General features: G+C 70.4%; 20 protein-coding genes. 8 read left to right on the top strand and 12 right to left on the bottom strand.

The features are described 5' to 3' along the window. The first annotated feature begins 127 nt into the window (after positions 1-127). The 5 genes from HUO13_RS07095 (at position 128) to pip (ending at position 3676) form a co-directional block, all read left to right on the top strand. The gene (locus HUO13_RS07095; RefSeq protein ID WP_211900648.1) at positions 128-1279 is read left to right on the top strand and encodes a sensor histidine kinase; all 1152 of its coding nucleotides are present in this window, start codon (positions 128-130) and stop codon (positions 1277-1279) included. Next, entirely contained in the window at positions 1276-1938 is a 663-nt protein-coding gene (locus HUO13_RS07090) for a response regulator (protein ID WP_211900647.1), read from the top strand. Before HUO13_RS07095 ends, HUO13_RS07090 begins: the two co-directional genes overlap by 4 nt. Before the next feature lie 169 nt (positions 1939-2107). After that, positions 2108-2371, top strand: coding sequence for an SHOCT domain-containing protein (locus HUO13_RS37310; RefSeq protein WP_249124506.1), 264 nt, complete (start codon positions 2108-2110; stop codon positions 2369-2371). Between the two features lie 119 nt (positions 2372-2490). Beyond that, on the top strand, positions 2491-2619 hold the full coding sequence (locus tag HUO13_RS38020) for a hypothetical protein (RefSeq protein ID WP_282976158.1): 129 nt from the start codon (positions 2491-2493) through the stop codon (positions 2617-2619). A 121-nt stretch (positions 2620-2740) separates the two neighbouring features. Beyond that, a complete protein-coding gene (gene pip, locus HUO13_RS07080) occupies positions 2741-3676 on the top strand; it encodes a prolyl aminopeptidase (protein WP_211900646.1) in 936 nt (311 codons plus the stop codon). A gap of 359 nt (positions 3677-4035) precedes the next feature. Here the strand turns inward: pip and HUO13_RS07075 are convergent, their stop codons facing one another. Then, positions 4036-4572 (bottom strand): winged helix-turn-helix transcriptional regulator, encoded by a 537-nt coding sequence (locus HUO13_RS07075; protein WP_211900645.1) that lies wholly within the window; start codon positions 4570-4572, stop codon positions 4036-4038. 124 nt (positions 4573-4696) lie between these two features. On the opposite strand from HUO13_RS07075, the gene HUO13_RS07070 reads away from it, so the two are divergent. From HUO13_RS07070 to HUO13_RS07060, 3 genes are all read left to right on the top strand, one after another. Beyond that, complete coding sequence (locus tag HUO13_RS07070) at positions 4697-6049, top strand: MFS transporter (RefSeq protein WP_249124505.1); 1353 nt, start codon at positions 4697-4699, stop codon at positions 6047-6049. Positions 6050-6396: 347 nt separating this feature from the next. After that, positions 6397-6837 (top strand): hypothetical protein, encoded by a 441-nt coding sequence (locus HUO13_RS07065; protein ID WP_211900644.1) that lies wholly within the window; start codon positions 6397-6399, stop codon positions 6835-6837. Positions 6838-6960: 123 nt separating this feature from the next. Beyond that, positions 6961-8190: an erythromycin esterase family protein gene (locus HUO13_RS07060; protein ID WP_249124504.1), complete on the top strand. Its 1230-nt coding sequence runs from the start codon at positions 6961-6963 to the stop codon at positions 8188-8190. Positions 8191-8208: 18 nt separating this feature from the next. On the opposite strand, the gene HUO13_RS07055 is transcribed toward HUO13_RS07060, so the two are convergent. The 11 genes from HUO13_RS07055 to HUO13_RS07005 all read right to left on the bottom strand — a co-directional run bounded on the left by HUO13_RS07055 (position 8209) and on the right by HUO13_RS07005 (position 18226). Further along, positions 8209-8802 carry a histidine phosphatase family protein gene (locus HUO13_RS07055; RefSeq protein WP_211900643.1) on the bottom strand — a complete coding sequence of 198 codons (594 nt, stop codon included), beginning with the start codon at positions 8800-8802 and terminating at the stop codon, positions 8209-8211. Between the two features lie 16 nt (positions 8803-8818). After that, on the bottom strand, positions 8819-9001 hold the full coding sequence (locus HUO13_RS07050) for a DUF397 domain-containing protein (RefSeq protein ID WP_211900642.1): 183 nt from the start codon (positions 8999-9001) through the stop codon (positions 8819-8821). After that, a complete protein-coding gene (locus HUO13_RS07045; protein WP_211900641.1) occupies positions 8998-9861 on the bottom strand; it encodes a helix-turn-helix domain-containing protein in 864 nt (287 codons plus the stop codon). Before HUO13_RS07045 ends, HUO13_RS07050 begins: the two co-directional genes overlap by 4 nt. Positions 9862-10088: 227 nt before the next feature. After that, entirely contained in the window at positions 10089-11270 is a 1182-nt protein-coding gene (locus HUO13_RS07040; RefSeq protein WP_211900640.1) for an acyl-CoA dehydrogenase family protein, read from the bottom strand. 6 nt (positions 11271-11276) lie between these two features. Next, complete coding sequence (locus HUO13_RS07035; protein ID WP_249124503.1) at positions 11277-12230, bottom strand: 3-hydroxyacyl-CoA dehydrogenase NAD-binding domain-containing protein; 954 nt, start codon at positions 12228-12230, stop codon at positions 11277-11279. Continuing rightward, a complete protein-coding gene (locus tag HUO13_RS07030; protein WP_432757824.1) occupies positions 12227-12982 on the bottom strand; it encodes an acetoacetate decarboxylase in 756 nt (251 codons plus the stop codon). Before HUO13_RS07030 ends, HUO13_RS07035 begins: the two co-directional genes overlap by 4 nt. Further along, positions 12967-13746 carry a crotonase/enoyl-CoA hydratase family protein gene (locus tag HUO13_RS07025; RefSeq protein ID WP_211900639.1) on the bottom strand — a complete coding sequence of 260 codons (780 nt, stop codon included), beginning with the start codon at positions 13744-13746 and terminating at the stop codon, positions 12967-12969. Before HUO13_RS07025 ends, HUO13_RS07030 begins: the two co-directional genes overlap by 16 nt. Further along, the gene (locus tag HUO13_RS07020; RefSeq protein ID WP_211900638.1) at positions 13746-14966 is read right to left on the bottom strand and encodes a CaiB/BaiF CoA transferase family protein; all 1221 of its coding nucleotides are present in this window, start codon (positions 14964-14966) and stop codon (positions 13746-13748) included. Before HUO13_RS07020 ends, HUO13_RS07025 begins: the two co-directional genes overlap by 1 nt. A 142-nt stretch (positions 14967-15108) precedes the next feature. Further along, positions 15109-16008, bottom strand: coding sequence for a LysR family transcriptional regulator (locus HUO13_RS07015; RefSeq protein WP_211900637.1), 900 nt, complete (start codon positions 16006-16008; stop codon positions 15109-15111). Positions 16009-16173: 165 nt separating this feature from the next. Continuing rightward, the gene (locus HUO13_RS07010; RefSeq protein WP_211900636.1) at positions 16174-17397 is read right to left on the bottom strand and encodes a styrene monooxygenase/indole monooxygenase family protein; all 1224 of its coding nucleotides are present in this window, start codon (positions 17395-17397) and stop codon (positions 16174-16176) included. A 121-nt stretch (positions 17398-17518) separates the two neighbouring features. Further along, positions 17519-18226 carry an HNH endonuclease family protein gene (locus HUO13_RS07005; protein ID WP_211900635.1) on the bottom strand — a complete coding sequence of 236 codons (708 nt, stop codon included), beginning with the start codon at positions 18224-18226 and terminating at the stop codon, positions 17519-17521. Positions 18227-18302 lie beyond the last annotated feature (76 nt).

Below are 18302 nucleotides of genomic sequence, written 5' to 3'. Positions count from 1 at the left end.
GGATCTTTGATCGAAGACAAGCTGTGTGCCGGTACGGCCCCGCGGCCGACGCCGTACGCGCACCGGCGTAGGCGAGCTACGTCGCGGCGACGATGTCGCGGGCCGGTGATCGGCCTATCGTCATCGCATGCGCTTCGCCGTCAAGCCCGACCCGCGCGTGCTGGGCACCGACGCGGCCTTCGCCGCCCTGCTCGGCGCGGTGGTCGTGATGGGGTCGCGGTTCGCCTCGGTGTGGCAGGTGCCGCCGCACCGGCCGCTCGACGCCCTCGCCTACGTGCTGCTCGGACTGGCCGCCGCCGCGCTGGCGTTGCGCCGGGTGTGGCCGGTCGCGGCGCTGACGGGCGCCGCGACGGTGACGGCCGGCTACCTCGCGTCGGACTACCCCTACGGGCCGGTGTTCCTGACGGTTGCCTTCGCCGCGTACTCCGCAGCCGCGCGCCTTCCGCTGCGGCGCAGCGCGATCCTGTGCGGTGGCGCCCTGGTCGTCGTGATGGCCGGGCACGTGCCGCGGCTGGTCGGCCCGCGGTTCTGGGTGGAGCTGCCTTCGGCGCTGCTCGGTGCGACCGCGCTGCTGGTGGTGCCGTGGGCGATCGGCACGATCGCGCGCATGTACCGGGAGTCGGCGCGGCGCGGACGGGAGGAGCAGGCCCGGCGCCGTGCCTACGAGGAGCGGATCCGGGTCGTGCAGGAGGTGCACGACGTCGTCGGGCACGGGCTGTCGGCGATCAACTTCCAGTCCGCGGTGGCCCTGCACGTCCTCGACCAGCGTCCGGAGCAGGCCCGGCCCGCGCTGGAGGCGATCCGGCGCACCAGCAAGGAGGCGCTGGACGAACTGCGCGGCACGCTCGCCGTCTTCCGCCGCCCCGAGAGCGGCGACCGCGGCCCGACCCCGGGCCTGGGCCAGCTCGACGCGCTGGCCGGGCGCATCACCGCCGCCGGGCTCCCGGTGCGGACCAGCACCACCGGCGAGCGCGGTGAGCTGCCCGCCGCCGTGGACCTCGCCGCCTACCGCATCGTGCAGGAGTCGCTGACCAACGTGCTGCGCCACGCGGGCCCGGCCACGGCGACGGTGGTGATCGGCTACCTCCCCGGCGCGGTCGAGGTGCGGGTCAGCGACGACGGACGGGCCCGGCTCACCGACGATATCGGCTCCGGCGGTCACGGGATCGTGGGAATGCGGGAACGCGCGGCGGCCGTGGGCGGCACTCTCGATGCGGGACCGCGCCCGGAGGGCGGGTTCCTGGTCCACGCCCACCTGCCGTTCGGAGGAAGCCGATGATCCGGGTCGCGGTCGCCGACGACCAGGTGCTCATCCGGCTCGGGCTGCGCGTGCTGCTCGACGCCGAGCCCGACATGGAGCTGGTGGGCGAGGCCGCCGACGGCGGCGAGGCGGTCGAGCTCGTCCGGCGGGAACACCCCGACGTCGTGCTGATGGACGTGCGGATGCCGGTGCTCGACGGCATCGAGGCGTTGCGCACGCTCACCGCCGACGAGCGGCTGGCCGGTACCCGGGTCGTCATGCTCACCACTTTCGAACTGGACGAGTACGTGTTCGAGTCTCTGCGCGCTGGGGCCAGCGGATTCCTGATCAAGGACACCGACCCTGCCGAGCTGCTGCGGGCGGTCCGCGTGGTGGCGGCGGGGGAGTCGCTGCTGTCACCGGCGGTCACGCGCAGGCTGATCGACGAGTTCACTGCGAAGCCGGCCTCCGGCGGGCGCCCGCACCCGGCGCTGGGCAGCCTGACCCAGCGGGAGCGCGAGATCGTGTCGCTGGTCGCGGAGGGACTGTCCAACGAGGAGATCGCGGACCGGCTCGTGGTGAGCCCGGCGACCGCCCGCACTCACGTCAGCCGCGCGATGATCAAGCTGCACGCCCGCGACCGCGCACAGCTGGTCGTCATCGCATACCAGTCCGGTCTGGCCGGCGGCGCCCGCTGAGGCGGGGTCGCGCCCTCCGCATGCCGCGCAGGCCGTCTACGTCGAGGTGCGCAGCCCAACAGCCGCTCCCGGGCTGACGACGAAAACGCCTGGCCGGCGGCAATCTGGATCCGCAAACCACGCAGTGCGCCGGCACCCGGCCGGCCTCGCGACAGCGGAGGGGACGACGATGGCGACCCAGATCATCACGCAACTGCTCGGACACCCCGGAGGCTGGGGACCGCCGCACGGCGGCCCTGGCTGGATCATCGGCCTGTTCTTCCTGCTGCTGCTCGCGGGCCTGATCACCGCTGTGGTCTGGCTGGCCGTCCGCGGCTCGCGGCAGCGCGACCGCTCCGGTGCCCAGCGCGCCAAGGACGTTCTCGCCGACCGCTATGCCAGAGGTGAGATCAGCACCGAGGAGTACCGGGAACGGCTCGACCAACTGGGCTGACGCCGTCCGGGCGCGGCCGCACCGAGCAGCCGCGCCCGGCGGCACCGAGCAGCCGCACCGGGTGGAACCGGTTGGGGTCGGTTCCACCCGGTAGCTTGGGGCGCGGACGTGATGTCCGCATGGGCCTCAAGTTCCAAGTGACGTTCGACGCGCGCGATCCGGCGGCACAGGCCCGCTTCTGGGGGCCGCGCGAGCGGTGGGACGACTTCGCAGCCGTGCGGGACCCCGACGGAAAAGGGCCCGCGTGATGTTCCAGAAGGTCCCGGAGGGCAACGAGTTCTGCGTACAGTAGCCGCGAGCGGGGGCCTCGTCGCCGGAGCTGAGCGACGGGATCGCGATCGCGCACGTGCTTTCGGGTGGAGGCGGCGGGTGTATCCAGAGATCGAGCCTTACGAGTCCGGGATGATCGATGTGGGCGACGGGCATCGGGTGTACTGGGAGGTCTGCGGCAACCCGCGGGGCAAGCCGGCGGTGGTGGTGCACGGTGGGCCGGGTTCGGGTTGCTCGGTCGGCATGCGCCGGTTCTTCGACCCCGCCGCCTACCGAACCGTGCTGTTCGACCAGCGGATGTCCGGCCGCAGCACGCCGCATGCGAGTGAGCCCGGCGCTGATTTCACCGCCAACACCACGGAGCACCTGCTCGCCGACATGGAGCAGCTGCGTGAGTACCTGGGTATCGACCGCTGGCTGGTGCATGGCGGCTCCTGGGGCTCGGTACTGGGCCTGCTCTACGCCGAGCGGCATCCGCACCGGGTCACGGAGATGGTGCTGTGCGGACTGGCCACCGGTCGACGGGCGGAAACCGACCTGCTCACCCGTGGGCTGGGCGAGGTCTTCCCGGAGGCATGGGCGCGGTTCCGGGCCGGAATACCTGAGGCCGACCGGGACGGGGACTTCGCCGATGCCTATCACCGCCTGCTGATGCACCCCGATCCGGCTGTGCGCAACAAGGCAGCCCGCGACTGGTGCGAGTGGGAGGACGCCATCGTGCCGACCTCGCCGAGCCCGAGTCCACGGTTCCAGGACCCGGCCTTCGCCCTCGGTTTCGCCCGGATCGTCACGCACTTCTGGCGGCGCGGCTCCTGGCTGGAGGAGGGGGTCGTGCTGGCGGAGGCGGGGCGGCTGGCCGGCATTCCCGGGGTGCTCGTCCAGGGCAACCTCGACTTGGGCAACCTGATCGGCACCCCGTGGCAGCTGGCCGCTGCTTGGCCTGGAAGTGAGTTGGTGCTAGTGGATGCCGGGCACCACGCCACAGGGGCGCTGGGCGCGGCGATTGTTGGGGCCACCGACCGGTTCCGCGGTTAGTCGGACCGGTGCTCGAGCAGGCAGGCCGACGGGTCGGTGGGGTCGGCGCGCGGGCCAGGTGCCAATGCGCCCAACCACCGGTTGAACATCTGGCCGAAGCCCTGGGGGACAGCGCATTTCGACCGATCAGTTGTCACCGGAACAAAGATGTCACATGTGAGGCACTGTCGAGGCAACGAGTTCTGCGTGCAGTGACCAGGCCCAGTCCTACGAGCGAACGAATCCCGAAAGCCTGTGTCCATTGTGGTCGCTGTTTGCCTTGCCGGGTTCACGCGGCAGGCCGTACCGCTGTCCAGGGCCGTGGGCGCCGCTGCCGGCCTCCTGGCGCTGCGCCCTGACCGGCGACGGCGGACCTCCGGTCACTCAGCGGTGGAATCGGCCGCAGTGCCGATCGGGGTCAGCATCCGGTGGGGTTTCTCGAGGACGCGGGCGACGCGGTCGCTGCGACGCATCGCGTTGCTGCCGGGGCCGGGGCGGACGACGAGGTCATCGGGGGCCGGGGTCCGGCCGCACGCGTGGCACAGCCCGAAGTCGTCGACGTCGGTGTCGCATGCCGCGTGGCTGAAGATCCGGGCCGGGTGTGGGCCGTGCGTGTACCGCTCGCCCCACTTGGACAGGGAGAAGATCGCGGGCCACAGCGCCCGGCCGGCCTCGGTGAGCAGGTACTCCGGATGGCCGCCCGAGTCCTCCCGGGTCAGCACGCCGGCCTCGACCAGGGTGTCGAGCCGGTCGGTGAGCACGGCTCGGGAGATGTCGAGGTGCTCGCGCAGGTCTGTGAAGCGGCGCACCCCGTAGAAGCAGTCGCGCAGGATCAGCAGGGTCCAGCGCTCGCCAACCACTTCGAGCGCGCGGGCGAGGTGGCAGCCCTGCTGGTCATATCCGGTTCCCAGTGCCACGCCACCACCCTACCGGCCTCGTGGTCTGTTCACCAGACCACCTCTGTGCGATTATGGTCTGGTGAACAGACTAAGGCTTCGCGATTCCGTGCCCCGGCACGCCGAAGGTGCACGTGGATCGTTCGTGGCGGCGCTCGCGCTGACGTCGCTGAGCACGTTCGGGGCCATGCTGGCCTACTCGGGTCCGTTGGGGAACGCGGCGACGGTCACCGCCGCGCTGGCCGCCACGCCGGGAGCCACCATGTGGATCCTCAGCTCGATGAGCACCGGCCTCGCGGTGAGCCTGCTGACGGCGGGAGCGCTGGCCGACCAGTCCGGCCGCCGGAGGGTCTTCGAGCTCGGTGCATGGGTCTTCACGGCAGGTTCCGCGGTGTGCGCCACCGCGGCCACGGCGACGCAGTTCGTCATCGGGCGACTCGTCGAAGGTGTTGGGGCGGCGGGTCTGATCGCCACCGGGCTGGGACTCGTGGCCGGGGTGGCCGGCGATGCCGGAGCCAGATCGGTCTCGGCCAGTTGGTGGGGAGCCAGCATGGGGCTGGGCATCGCGCTCGGCCCGCTGCTGACGGGATTGCTCGATCTCGCCGACCTGTGGCGCGCGCCCTACTGGCTGCTCGCCGCGTTCGGGGTGGGCATCGCCATCGCCGCGCGGCGGTGCTTTCCCAAGACGGCGGTGATTCCGGGCAGGCGCCTGGATCTGCTCGGTGCCGCGTTGATGACCAGCGGGCTGGGGCTGTTGCTGGTCGCACTGGTCGAAGGGCGCCAAGGTGGCCTCACCCCGGCCCTGATCTGCGCCGGTGGCGCGGCGGTCGCGTTGGTGGCTTTCGCCGTCAGCCAGCTCCGGAGCCGGTCGCCCATGGTGGAACTCGCGCTGTTCCGCCGAGGTGACTTCGTGGCCGCCACGGTGGCGGCCACGGCCACCGGCGCCGGTGTGATCGCGCTGATGTCCTACGCCTGCACGTTCCTCGTCACCAGCATGGGAATGAGCACCCTTTGGGCCAGCGCGACGCTCGCGCTCTGGTCCGGCGCGAGCGCAGTCTCGGCAGTGCTCAGCCGTCGGCTGGCCGCGCGGCTGACGGGGACGGCGCAGCTGGCGATCGGCCTTGCGGTCACGGGTGTCGGCCTGCTGCTGCTCACCGGACTCGAAACCGGTTCGACCGCCGGGCAGTTGGTGCCCGGCCTGCTCCTCGCAGGCGTCGCCACCGGCGTGCTCAACTCCGGGCTCGGACGGCAGGCGACCGCCACCGTCCCGCCCGACCGCGCCGCCGTGGGGGTCGGGATGAACAACACCACCCGTTACGTCGGTGCTTCCATCGGGGTCACCGTCGTCGCTGTTCTCGCTTCTTCCCCAGGCGACGACATCGCCGGCCGGCTTTCCGGCTGGAACCACGTCGCCGTGCTCACCGGCATCCTCTCCCTCGCCGGGGCCGCGATCGTGCTGACGCTGTCTCGACTCGCACCCGGGCGCAACCGGGGATGAGACGTGACTGGTGGCGATACTGCGACGATTTCTATCGCCGCCGGAGGGCCGCTCGTTGCGCGGCGGGCCGGGATTGCTCTTCGCCGGAGGGGAAACAACTCGTTCGTCCGCATCTCCGTGCCGTCACGCGCACCGACCGTCATCGCCGATCCCGCGTGGTGGAGCCGAGCTGCTCCATCAAGGCGCTGGCGCGCTACGTTCGGGTGTTCCTGCCGTTGGTCGCTATTCCTTTTCCTGGAATTGAGTAATCTCATCCCTGCCCTGGGGGTCAGGGCGAAAAAGGATGGATCACCTTTCGCGGTGGTCCCGTGCAACACGGGGGTTTTTGAATGAGGAGAACAATCACGGTGTGCGCTGCCGCCTTCGGTCTGGTGCTGGGGTGGACGGGGCTCGCGCACGCGACTCCGACCACCCCAGAACTGCTGGCAGCCGCGCCGTCCGCCACCGTGTCGGTGCTGTCCGGCGACGGTGGGGCCGTCACGGCGGCGGAGTGCTACTACCCCGTCTATTCCGGGGACGGCGGCGCGATGGTGTGCTTCAACCCCACCGGGGAACACCTCTACATCTGCGACAACGCCAAGGACGGGCACCACCCGGTCGCCCGCTACTACCGCAGCGACAGCTCCGGGCTGAAGACCAAGCACGCCGACGTCGGATACGGCACCTGTCTGGACCACAATCTCTCAATTCCCGACAGTGGCTGGATCAATTACCGGGCGTGCAATTACGAAGGCAGCACCCAGCTCAGTTGCGGTTCGTTCTCCGGCCGTATTTCAGCGAACGGCTGATTCGGTCACGATTCCCGAGAATGTTCCCGGGGCGGTGTGCGCCGTCCCGGGAACACCCGGCTGTTGACTTCGAGTCCGCTGGAACTCCTACCGTCGCCGCAGCGGCAGAAGAGGAGGAACCCCGTGACCGACAACTCCAGCCCACTCGAGCACTCCAGCCCACTCGACCGCGCCGCGGTCGCGCGCTGGGTCAGCGAGCGCGCCCATCCCATCGCCACCGGCGCTCCGGGCGGCGACCCGCTCAGCGACCTGGAGTCGCTGCGCGACATCGTCGGCGATGCCCAGGTCGTCGGCATCGGCGAGGCGACGCGGTTCGCCCACGAGCTGTTCGCGGTCAAGTTCCGCCTGCTGCGTTTCCTGGTCGAGCGAATGGGTTTCCGCGCGCTGATGATCGAGGAGGACTGGACGAAGGCCCAGCAGCTCGACCACCACATCCGCACCGGCGAAGGCGATGTTCGAGCCCTGCTCGACGACGTTTGGGGCGTGTGGCGCACCGAGGAGTTCGTATCCGCGCTGGCGTGGCTGCGTGCCTACAACCGCGACCACCCCGGCGATCCCGTCCGCCTCGTCGGCATCGACTACGCGCGTGTCCGCGCCGACGCCTACGACGTGGTGCTCGACCACGTGCGCCGGCACAGTCCGGACCCCGCCGAAGCGGAGCGGCACTACGCCGAGCTGCGTCCGAAAGGCGCTGTCGCCGACCACATCGACTGGTTCCAGGCCCATCACGACAAGGCGGGGTTGCTGACGCGGGCGCGCCGGGTCCACCAGATCGTCAGCGCGCTGCCCGCGCACGAAGGGCAGGCCGATGCGGAGTGGAACGCACGCATCGTCGCCGGATTCTTCGCCTACCACGCCGGAGAGCACGACAGCACGCTGATGGCCGACGGCATCATCCGCTGGCACGAGGTGACCGGTGCGCGCATCGTCTACTGGGGAGGGACGGGGCACTCCGCGGTGCACCGCCCGCACGGGGACACGCGCACCGCGGTGACGGACGGCACCTACCTCGGCGACCACTTCGGCACGGAGTACGTCTCGGTCGGGCTGACCTTCGACCACGGCAGCCTGCTGTGGGAGGTCGTGCCGTCTTCGCCGCTGCTGGCCGAGTCGGTCTTCGCCGAGGTGGACCAGGACGCCTTCGTGCTCGACCTGCGCGGCCCCGCGCCGAATGAGGTCCGGCGCTGGCGCGACCTCCCGAGCCGCACGCGCGTCATCGGCCCGCGCTACGACGCCGCCACCGACGCCGACCACAGCCTGTCCGGCTGTGCGTTCGGCACCTGGTTCGACGCCGTGGTCCACATCCGGGAGGTCACGGCGGTGCGGTTCCTCGAACCCGCGCGTGCGGCATAGCGGGACGGCCGAGCCGGGTCACGGGCGCAGCTCCGCGGGGAACCCGGTCCACCGCAGGGCCTCCGGAAGGTGGCTCAGGTCGTTGAAGCACAACAGGGAAAGGGGCCGGCCGGGCTGGCAGCGGATGATGGTGAGCGAGCAGTTCGCCGCGTTCAGGCCCATCCAACGCCAGTCCGGCGCGTCGAGGGCGTGCCGGACGAACCAGCCGATGACGAAGGCGTGCGTGACCAGCAGCTCGTGGATGTCGGACTCGGTCTCACCGGTGAAGAGGCTGATCGCGGATTCGGCGAGCGATGCGCCCCGCTCCAGTTCGGCCGTCGGTTGGGCGTTGATGAACTCCCGATATGCGGCCGGAAGCTCGGCACGGTCCGGGACCGGGGGCAGGTGGTCGCCGAGCGAGTCCGACACCGTGACCGCAATGCCCGGCAACTTCTCCGCGACCAGCTTCGCGGTCTCGACCGCACGAGGCCAAGGGCTGTGGTGGACCGCGTCGAGAGGGACGTTGTGCAGCCGCTCGCCGAGCAGCGCCGCCTGCGCGCGGCCGACTTCGCTCAGCGAGTCGCCGGACGGGGCGTCGCCATGTCGTGCGAGGTAGAGCGTGCGAGACGCCATCGAAGACCGTCCTGGTTCAGAGCCGACGCAGGAAGGCGGTGAAGGCGGTCGAGGTGAAGACGAGGGCGGGGCCTTCGGGGTCCTTGGAGTCGCGGACGGCAACCGCCTCGGGCACTCTGGCGATTTCGACGCAGTTGAGGTTGTTGCCGCTCCGGCTGCTCCGGCGCCAGATCAGCTCGTGTGGGTTGATGCGAGTCATGTGCCGCTCTCCTCCGAGTCCAGCCGTCGAGCCAGGTCTGCCATCAATGCTATCGACCCGCGCTGGTCGAGGGCACGCTCTGAAAGAGTTCGAAGTACGTACTCGTAGGTTTCTATCTCGGCCTTGTCCTCCAGGAACAGGCACGAGGTCAGCGTCTCGGCGAAGATCACCGCCGACATGCCGGAGCGCCGCAGCACTGTGAAGGCGCCGTCGACCCCGGCGTGAGCCCGCCCGTCGTTGGGCACGATCCGGATGGTCACGTTGGGCATCGTGCACGCCTCCAGCAGGTATTCGATCTGGCGGCGCAGCACCTCGGGTCCGCCGATGGGCCGTTTCAGCACGAGTTCGTCCATCACGGCCAACAGCTTGGGAGGGTGCTCGCGCCTGAGCACGGCGTGCCGGTGCAGGCGCGTGACCATCCGTGCTTCGATCTGAGGCTCCGGCACCACACCCGAATCGCGCATGATCGCCCGGGTGTACTCACCTGTCTGGAGCAGCCCCGGCACCACGATCGGCTCGAAGTTGACGATGCTGTCGGCTTTCGCCTCCAGCGACACGAGTGTTCGTTGCCGTTCGGCGAAGCCCGGGTGGTTGCGCTGCCACCAGCCTCGGCGTTCGGACTCCCTGGCCAGGGCGAGGAGTTCCCGGCGCTTCTCGCCGTTCACGCCGTAGAGCACCAGCAGGCCGGAGACGTCTTCGGCGGACGGGGCGCTGATGCCGGTTTCGATGCGGCTGAGCTTGCTGCCGGAGGCGTCGATGCGCCGGGCGGCGTCGACGAGGCTGAGGGCGTTGGCCTCGCGCAGGGTTCGGAGTTCGTCGCCGAGTTCCTGGCTGCGGACCGTTGGGTCGGACTGCGTCATGGCGTTCCCCCGGGGGTTCGAGTGGAGGCGCCATGATCCCGACGCTCAGGTGTGCGAAACACCCTGGCGCGCCGGTGTTCGCGCACAACCACCCCAACGCTCGACGTTTTGCCCTGGCTGCAACGCGAAAGGCGGTGTTAGCGCTTCCAGCGCCGATGCCGAGCACCACCGGCCCGTGGACGGCGGGCCGCCGGCACTGCCGACGGCCCGAACGGTCCGCGTCCGGATCAGGCGAAGGCGCTGATGCCGGTGATGGACTTGCCGACGATGAGGGTGTTCATCTCCCGCGAGCCCTCGAAGGAGTACACCGCCTCGGCGTCGGAGAAGAACTTCGCGATCTCGTAGTCGAGCACGATCCCGTTGCCGCCGAACAGCTCCCGCGCCCAGGACACCACCTCGCGCATGCGGGTCGTGGTGAACGCCTTGGCCAGCGCGGCCTGGTCGGCGCCCGCGGTGCCCTGCTCGGTGAGCTGCGCGAGGCGGACCACCACGCCGAACATGGCCGTGACGTTGCCGAGCATCTTCACCAGCAGGTCCTGGATCATCTGGAACGACGCGATGGGCTTGCCGAACTGCACCCGCTCGACCGCGTACTCGCGCGCCAGCTCGTAGGCGCGGATCGCCACGCCGAGGGCCTGCCAGGCCACGCCACCCCGGGTCTTGGCCAGCACCCGCGCGGTGTCGCGGAAAGTGTTGATGTTCTGCAGCCGGTTGGCCTCCGGGACACGCACACCGTCGAGGACGATGTCGGCGTTCTGCACGGTCCGCAGCGCGATCTTGCCTTCGATCTTGGTGGCGGTGAAGCCGGGCGTGCCCTTCTCGACCACGAAGCCCTTGACGTTGCCGTCCGCCTCGTCACGCGCCCACACCACGACCAGGTCGGCGAAGGTGCCGTTGCCGATCCAGCGCTTGGCGCCGTTGAGCACCCACTCGTCGCCCTCCCGCCGTGCAGTGGTGCGCATGCCGCCCGCGACGTCGGAGCCGCCTTCGGGTTCGGTGAGGGCGAACGCGCCGATCTTGTTCATCGCGACCATGTCCGGCATCCAGCGGTCCCGCTGCTCCTGGTCGCCACCGCCGTGGATGCTGCCCATCGCCAGTCCGCTGTGGACACCTGAGAACACCGCGAGGGAGGGGTCGATCCGGTTCAGCTCGACGCTGAGGAACCCGGTGAACAGGGCGCCGCGCGGATTTCCGTCGCCGTACTCGGGATACTGGACGCCCGCGATGCCGAGCTTGGCGAACTTCTCGATCGCCTCGGCGGGAAACTCGGCCTTCGCCCACGCCTCGTTGGCGATCGGCTTGATCTCGCGCTCCAGGTACTCGCGGATCTCGGCCAGCTCGGCGCGCTCGGAGTCCGAGAGCAGCTCGGCGAAGCCGAAGAAGTCGGGGTTGGGGTTCACCTTGGCCATTCGTTATCAGTCACCTTCGGTCTGGGAAATGCTGTTGATGGCGGTCTGCTTGCGGTCGCGGGTGCGTGCCCGCGTGCGATAGGCGTCGGGACCGGCGCCATAGGCGTCCTCGGTCTGCTCGACCACCAGCGCGATGTCCGACTGGGTCGGCTCGGGCTGCCCGAGCTCCTTCCAGCGCTCGGCCATCCCGGCGCCGAGGTGGCGCATCATGTGCCGGATGCCGCCGGGACCGCCGCCGAGGTGGAAGCTCTCGAACGGCCCGATCGCGGCGTAGCGTCCGCCGAGCGACGACTTCATGACGGTGTCGAGCTCGTCGGCGCGCACCACGCCTTCAAGCACCAGGTGCGTCGCCTCGCGCATCACGGCGCTCTGCAGGCGGTTGGCGACGAAGCCCGGGATCTCCTTGCGCAGCCGCACAGGCGTCTTGCCCAGGGCGGTGTAGAAGGCGGTAGCCGCCTCAGTCACCCGCTCCTCGGTGCGCTCGCCGGGAACGATCTCCACCAGCGGCACCACCTGCGGCGGGTTGAAGGGGTGGGCGATGAGCAGCCGCCGCGCCACCTCGTCGGGCAGGTGGTCGGCGATGGCGGTGGCGACGATGCCGGAGCTGGACGAGGCCAGCACCGCATGCGGGGGCGCGTGGCGGGCGATGTCGGCGAAGAGATGCTGCTTGAACTCCAGGCGTTCAGGTCCGTTCTCCTGCACCAGGTCGGCGTCGGCGACCGCGTCGGCGAGGTTGTCCGCGATCTCGATCCCGGCGAGCAACTCGTCGGTTTCGCGCCCCATGCTCTCGGCCAGCAGTGGCATCGAGTCGGCGACGACGGAGGCGAGGTCGTCGCGGGGGTCGGTGATGCGGACCTTCAGTCCGTGCGCGGAGAAAAGCGCCGCCCAGCCCAGCCCGATGGTGCCCGCGCCGACCACGGCAACGGTGTTCCAGCCGCCGGGACTCCACTCAGGACTCATGACGCCTCCAGGTAGTCGTGAACCGGGACCGCACCGCCGAGGGTGAGGTCGGTGACGATGTGGCTGGCCGAGACGACCTCGCGCACCGGGAGGTCGGCCAGCGGAGCCAGCACGTGCTCGAAGAGCTGCAACCGGGCCGGGCCGGTGTGGGCCTCCTTGACCACGATGTCGGTGATCTGGCTGCGAACCAGCTCGCAGACCCGCGGCTCGCCGCGGTAGCCCGGCACGATCTTGAGCATGAACGCGGGCGCCGTGATCTGCGCCTCGGCCTCGCCGAGGTCGAGCGGGTGGTGCTTGTAGCCCATGGTCGCGTTGGCCACGCGCAGGTTTCCGATGTCGAGGGTGCCGACCAGCGCGGCGCCGTCGGCGTACAGCGACGGCTTTCCCATCACCTTGGGGTAGGCGCTGATTTCGCGCCCTGCGGCCGTGGCCGGGAAGTTGTCGAGGTACATGGCGTGCACGTACTCGCCGCGCTCGTCGCCCAGCCGCACCGGGATCGCCTGCCCCGCCTCGACGTAGGGCCCGAACGAGGTGACATCACCCATCTTCATGACCTCGAACCGGACCAGCGGCTCGTCGATCTCCAGCGGTTCGGGCACCACGGCCCGCAGCGCGTCGGCATCGGTGCGGTAGACGATGTTGAGGTATTCGCGGTCGGTGAACCGGGCCGCCACCGGCGCGTAGGCGGGGCTGGTCAGCGGCGTGTTGACGCTGCGCAGGATCTGCTCGGGGTCCATCAGCGCCCCGTCCATTCCGGACTCCGCTTCTCACCGAACGCGCGGACGCCCTCGGCGAAGTCCTCCGAACGCACCAGTGCCGCGATCTCCTTGTGCTGCTTGGCGAACGCCTCCTGCTCGGGCGCGGCCCCGGCCTCGCGGACGATTCGCTTGACCGCCGACAGCGCCAGCGGCGCGTTGCGGCTCAGCTCGTCGGCCACCGCGAGTGCGGCGTCCAGCGCGGTGCCCTCCGGTACCACGTCGTTGGCCAGCCCCAGCGCGTGGGCGCGCTCGGCGGTGATCGTGCGCCCGGTCAGCAGCAGTTCCATCGCGACGTGGTGCGGAATCCGCTTCGGCAGCCGGATCACTCCGCCACCGCCCGCGATCAGGCCCCGCTTGACCTCCGGCAGCGCGAAGCGCGCGGTGTCGGCGGCGACGACGAGGTCGCAGGCAAGCGCCAGCTCGAAACCGCCGCCGAAGGCGAAGCCCTCCACCGCCGCGATCAGCGGCTTGGCCGTTTCGGCCTCGGTGATCCCGGCGAAGCCCTTGCCCGCGACGCTGACCGACTCGCCGCGCGCTGCCGCCTTGAGGTCCATGCCCGCGCTGAATGTGCCTTCGGCGCCGGTGAGCACGCCCACCCGCAGCGCCGGGTCGGCGTCCAGCTCGTCGATCGCCGCGGCGATGCCCTCGGCCACCTCGGCGTTGACGGCGTTGCGCGCCTTCGGGCGGTTGATGGTGATCACGAGTGCGCCGCCGACGGTCTCGGTGCGCACCGCCGTGTCGGGAAGTGCGGTCGTCATCACTGCTCCTGGTGGACGTCGGGCTCGGCGCGCCTGGCCAGCTCGGCCAGGACCTCTTCGGTGTGCTGGCCGGGCAGCGGGGCGTGCCTGCGGACCGAGGCCGGGGTGGCGGAGAAGGACATCGGCACGCCGATCACGCGGTAGGTGCCCTCGCTGGGGTGCTCGGCGACGTCGAGCAGCCCGCCCTCGCGCACGTAGGGATCGGTCGCGGCCTCGTCGAGCCGCAGCACCGGGCCGACCGGGATGCTGTGCTTGGCGCACACCTCGATCCACTCCGCGGTGGTCAGCTCGGGTGTGACCGACTCGATCATCTCCGTGATGGCCTCGCCGTCGCCGCGAGCGTCCAGGAACTCGCCGTTGACCCGCGGGTCCTCGGCCAGGTCCGGGCGGCCGGCCGCGTGGAAGAGGTCGCGGCAGTTCTGCGGGGTGTAGGGGATGATCATCGCCAGGCCGTCCTTGGTCGGCCGGGCCCGGTGGCCCTTCATCAGCGACTGCGGGAAACCGGTCGGGCCCATCGCGGGCTCGAAGGTCTGGCCCTGCAGGTGCTCGACGAGGTTGAACGACAGCAGCGTGTCGGCCATCGGGACCTCGACGAGCTGGCCCTGCCCGGTCGCGCGCTGGTGCACCAGCGCGGCCATCGCGGAGTAGACGATGGTCAGGGCGGCCACCTTGTCGGCGAAGATGCTCGGCAGCACCGCGGGCGTGCCGATGTCCCCGGCGCGCTGGGCGAGGTCGAGCAGCCCGGAGGCGGCCTGCACGGTCTCGTCGTAGGCGGCCAGCTCGGCCCGGTCGGAGTCGGGGCGGAAGCCCTGCGCGTGGGCGTAGACCAGGCGCGGGTTCGCCTCGGCGAGACTGGCGTAGTCCATGCCCAGGCGCTGGAGGGCGCCGATGCGCATGTTGGTGATGAGGATGTCGGCCCCGCCGATGAGCTCCAGCGCCCGCGCGCGGCCATCGTCGTCCTTGAGGTCGAGGCTGACGCTGCGCTTGTTGCGGTTGACGGCGAGGTTCAGCGGGGTCATGCCGGGCGTGCGGTGCAGCGTGCCGTTGCGCACGGTGTCCCTCGGCGACTCGATCTTGATCACGTCGGCGCCGAGGTCGCCCAGGATCTGGGCCGCGTACGGCCCCATCACCACGGTCGCCATGTCGATGACGCGAACACCCGAAAGCGGGCCCGTCTTGTTCCCGGTGGCCCTCGTCACGGAATTCGTGGGCGCGGTCATCACCACTCCTGATTCGAAGAGAAAGGCGCGTCGTCTGCATTCGCGGCGCTTGTTTTGCTCGCTAACGACGTTAGTGGTGACTTCCCGGGGGTCGCAATCGATCAGTGACACCAATGCGCGAAAGGCGGCGTGACCGCAGCGGTCACGCCGCGTCCGGCACGACCTCCGCGGCCCGTTCCACCAGCGTGCGCAGGTCGGACTCGGCCCGGTCGGCCCGCCACACCAGGCCGGTGGCCAGCGCGGGATCGAAGTCGTCGAAGGGCAGCACCACGTTCGACTCGGTCCGGTAGCGATGCATGCTGCTGCCCGGATCGAGCATCGAGATGGAGAAGGCCGAGCCGTTGGAAATGATTTCCGCGGTGGCGCCGTAGTCGCCGGAATTGAGCGTTATGGTGTTGCGGATACCGGCGTCGGCCAGCCGCACCTTGAGCTGTTCGAAATAGGTCGGCACCATTCTCGGCGCGGGGCTGACGTAGGTGTGGTCGACCAGCTCCGACAGCGACACCGATTCCCGCCCGGCGAACTCGGCGGCGGGCACCACTGCGCCCAGCGGCTCGCGCATCACCTCGAGCACGCTGACACCCTCGGCGTGCACCGGCAGGTGCACCAGCGCCATGCCCAGCTCGCCGCGCTGCACCGCGGCCAGCAGGTCGGCGCTGCCGCCGGGCCACCGCTTGAGCACGTACTCCTCGGCGCAGGCGCGCTCGAGTTCCTTGATGCGCTCGCGCATCCGCTGGTGCAGTCCCGGCGGGATTCCGATGTAGACAGTCGGGCGCGCGGAGCTCGTCTTCTCCCGCAGCCGCCAGGGGATGTCGTCGAAGCGGCCCAGCACGTCCTTGGCGATCGGCAGCAAGGCCGAGCCGGCCTGCGTCAGCCGCACGTGGTGGGAGTCGCGTTCGAACAGCCGGGTGCCCAGCTCGTGCTCGAGGTCGCGGACCCGCCTGCTGAGCGGAGACGTCGCCATGTGCAGCCGTCGTGCGGCCCGCGAGAAACTCAGGTTCTCGGCGACCGCCACGAAATACCGCAGGTGGAACATCTCCATGGCGCGCTCTTGACCTCGGTGGCACTCGACTGGCGGGGCGCGCGGCGGGGATGCGGTGCGGTGGCGCTCGTTCGTCCCCCCGGCACGGGCCCCGGCGCGGCCCTCATCGTACGCCGGGCGATGGGCGGTGGCCGTGCGCGACGACAGCGCCGCTGTCGGTGGCGGTCAGGAACGGACCTCGGCGAGGTAGTCGGCGGCTACGGTCGGATCCATGAACCAGAGGAAGAAATCGCGCGGTTCGTCGAAACCGTTGACGAAGCGCCGCGCGACCCGCGGGTTTTCCTGTGCGGCGGCGAGGAGTTCGAGCACGTGCGGCGGGGGAGGGGCCAGCAGCGCGTTGGTCCAGCCGGTGGGGAAGCGCGCGTAGTCCCAGTACAGCTCGAAGGCGCCGCGCATGAACTCCGCGTCGAACGGCCGGTCGCCGTGCGCGGTGATGCTCGCCAGGTACGAGGCCGCGCACTTGCTCGCGTTGTTCGAACCCTGCCCGGTGATCGGGTCGTTGAGCACCACGACGTCGGCCATGCCCAGCACGACCGCTCCGGAGGGCAGGACTCCTACGGGGTGCCGCACGGTGGGTGCGAAGCGTCCCGCGAGGACTCCGCCGTCATCGGTCAGCGACACGTCCCGCGAGCGCTCGCCCTCCCACGGCGCGAACGTGTCGAGCACCCACTTCGACCTGGCCAGGTGCTCGGCCGGGGTCCGCACGTCGCCCCAGCAGTCCATGGGCCCGCCGGGCACGCCCTCGAAGACCATGATGTCGCAGGGGCCGCTCGTGGTCAGAGCGGGCATCGCGAAGTACTCGCCGACGCCGGGTATCACGTTGAAGGAGACCGCCGAGTGCTCCGGCACGGGACGCATGCCGCGGACGTAGGTCAGCGCCAGCGCGCGCTGGGGTGTGGCGTGGGCGGACCTGCGCTCGTCGCGCGGGAACAGCCCGGAGATCTCGCCCTTGCCCGCCGCGACCACGACCAGGTCGGCCTCCCGCGCGTACTCCTCCAGGTCCGCCACGGTCGCCTCGGCGTGCTCGACCTCGCCGCCCCGGCGCCGGAACTCCCGCAGCCAGGCCGGAACCTTCACGCGCTGGTCGACCGACTGCGCGGGCAGGTCCAGCCGCGCGATCCAGTCGACCGACCGGCCGCCGGCACCGTCGGCGATGCTGAAGCCCATCCCTTCGACCGGCGGGCACGACTCGTCCCAGAACCCCAGGCCCAGCGCGCGTTCGCGGGCGAGCGCACCGCCGAACATGCACTGGCTGGACATCACCCGCCCGTCGCGGATCTGCTCGGCGGTGCGGTCGGACACGACGGTGACGCGGTGACCGGCGTCCAGCAGGCCGACGCCGAGCTGGAGCCCGGCCTGGCCGGCACCGACGATGACGATGTTGCGCATCGGGAGGGACCTCCCCGGTGGGCTGCGATCATTCGACGATGTGTTGATCGGTCCGCTGCGCGGACCCGTTGCACCCCCGATGCGGTGACGGTCTTGTGCGTTCGGGGGCGCTTCTCGGGTTTCAGCAGGTGCCGAGGGCGGTGTTGAGGGCGCCCTTCTCGGCGTCGGTGATGGTGAGCTTGTACTTGTGCTTGGAGGCCACCCACATCGAGGCGTAGGTGCAGTGGTAGTCGGTCTTGGACGGCATCCACTGGTCGGGCGTCTGGTCGCCCTTCTCCTGGTTGATGTTGTCGGTGACGGCGATGAGCTGCGGGCTTTCGAGGTCGTTGGCGAAGGCTTCGCGCTGCTGCTGGGTCCACTGGGCGGCGCCGGAGCGCCAGGCGGCGGCCAGCGGGACGACGTGGTCGATGTCGACGTCGCTGGGTTTGGTCCAGCTGCCGCCGTCGTAGGGGCTGTTCCAGGTGCCGGAGGTGGGGTAGCAGTCGGAGCCGGTCTGGACGTTCTCGCCGTCGCGCTTGAGCACGGCCTCGCGGGTGTCGCAGTTCTCGGCGCCCTCGCTCCAGTGCGGGAACTTCTCGCGGTCGTAGCCGTCCATGGAGCCCTCGGGGGCCACGGTCAGTTCGGCGAGCCAGCTCTTGGCGGTGGAGGCATCGGGGATTCCGGGCGGGGAGGCATCGGACGGCGGGGAGTCGGTCTGGGACGGCGGACCGCCGGCCTCGGGCGGAACGGCGACCTGGGGCGGCGAGGTGTCCTGCGCCGCGACGGTGCATCCGGCCAACACCACGACGGGCAGGCACAGAACGCCCGCGAGGAGACAACGGAAGTGCATGGCCGCCCCACCTCTCGATCGATCACCGACCCTACTGAACGACGCCCCGGTCGATCGCCGGTCGTCCGAGTGAACG

The sequence above is a fragment of the Saccharopolyspora erythraea genome (assembly GCF_018141105.1).
Lineage (GTDB): Bacteria > Actinomycetota > Actinomycetes > Mycobacteriales > Pseudonocardiaceae > Saccharopolyspora_D > Saccharopolyspora_D erythraea_A.
Note: the sequence above shows the minus strand (reverse complement) of the source record. Positions and strands in the feature narration are given on the sequence as shown.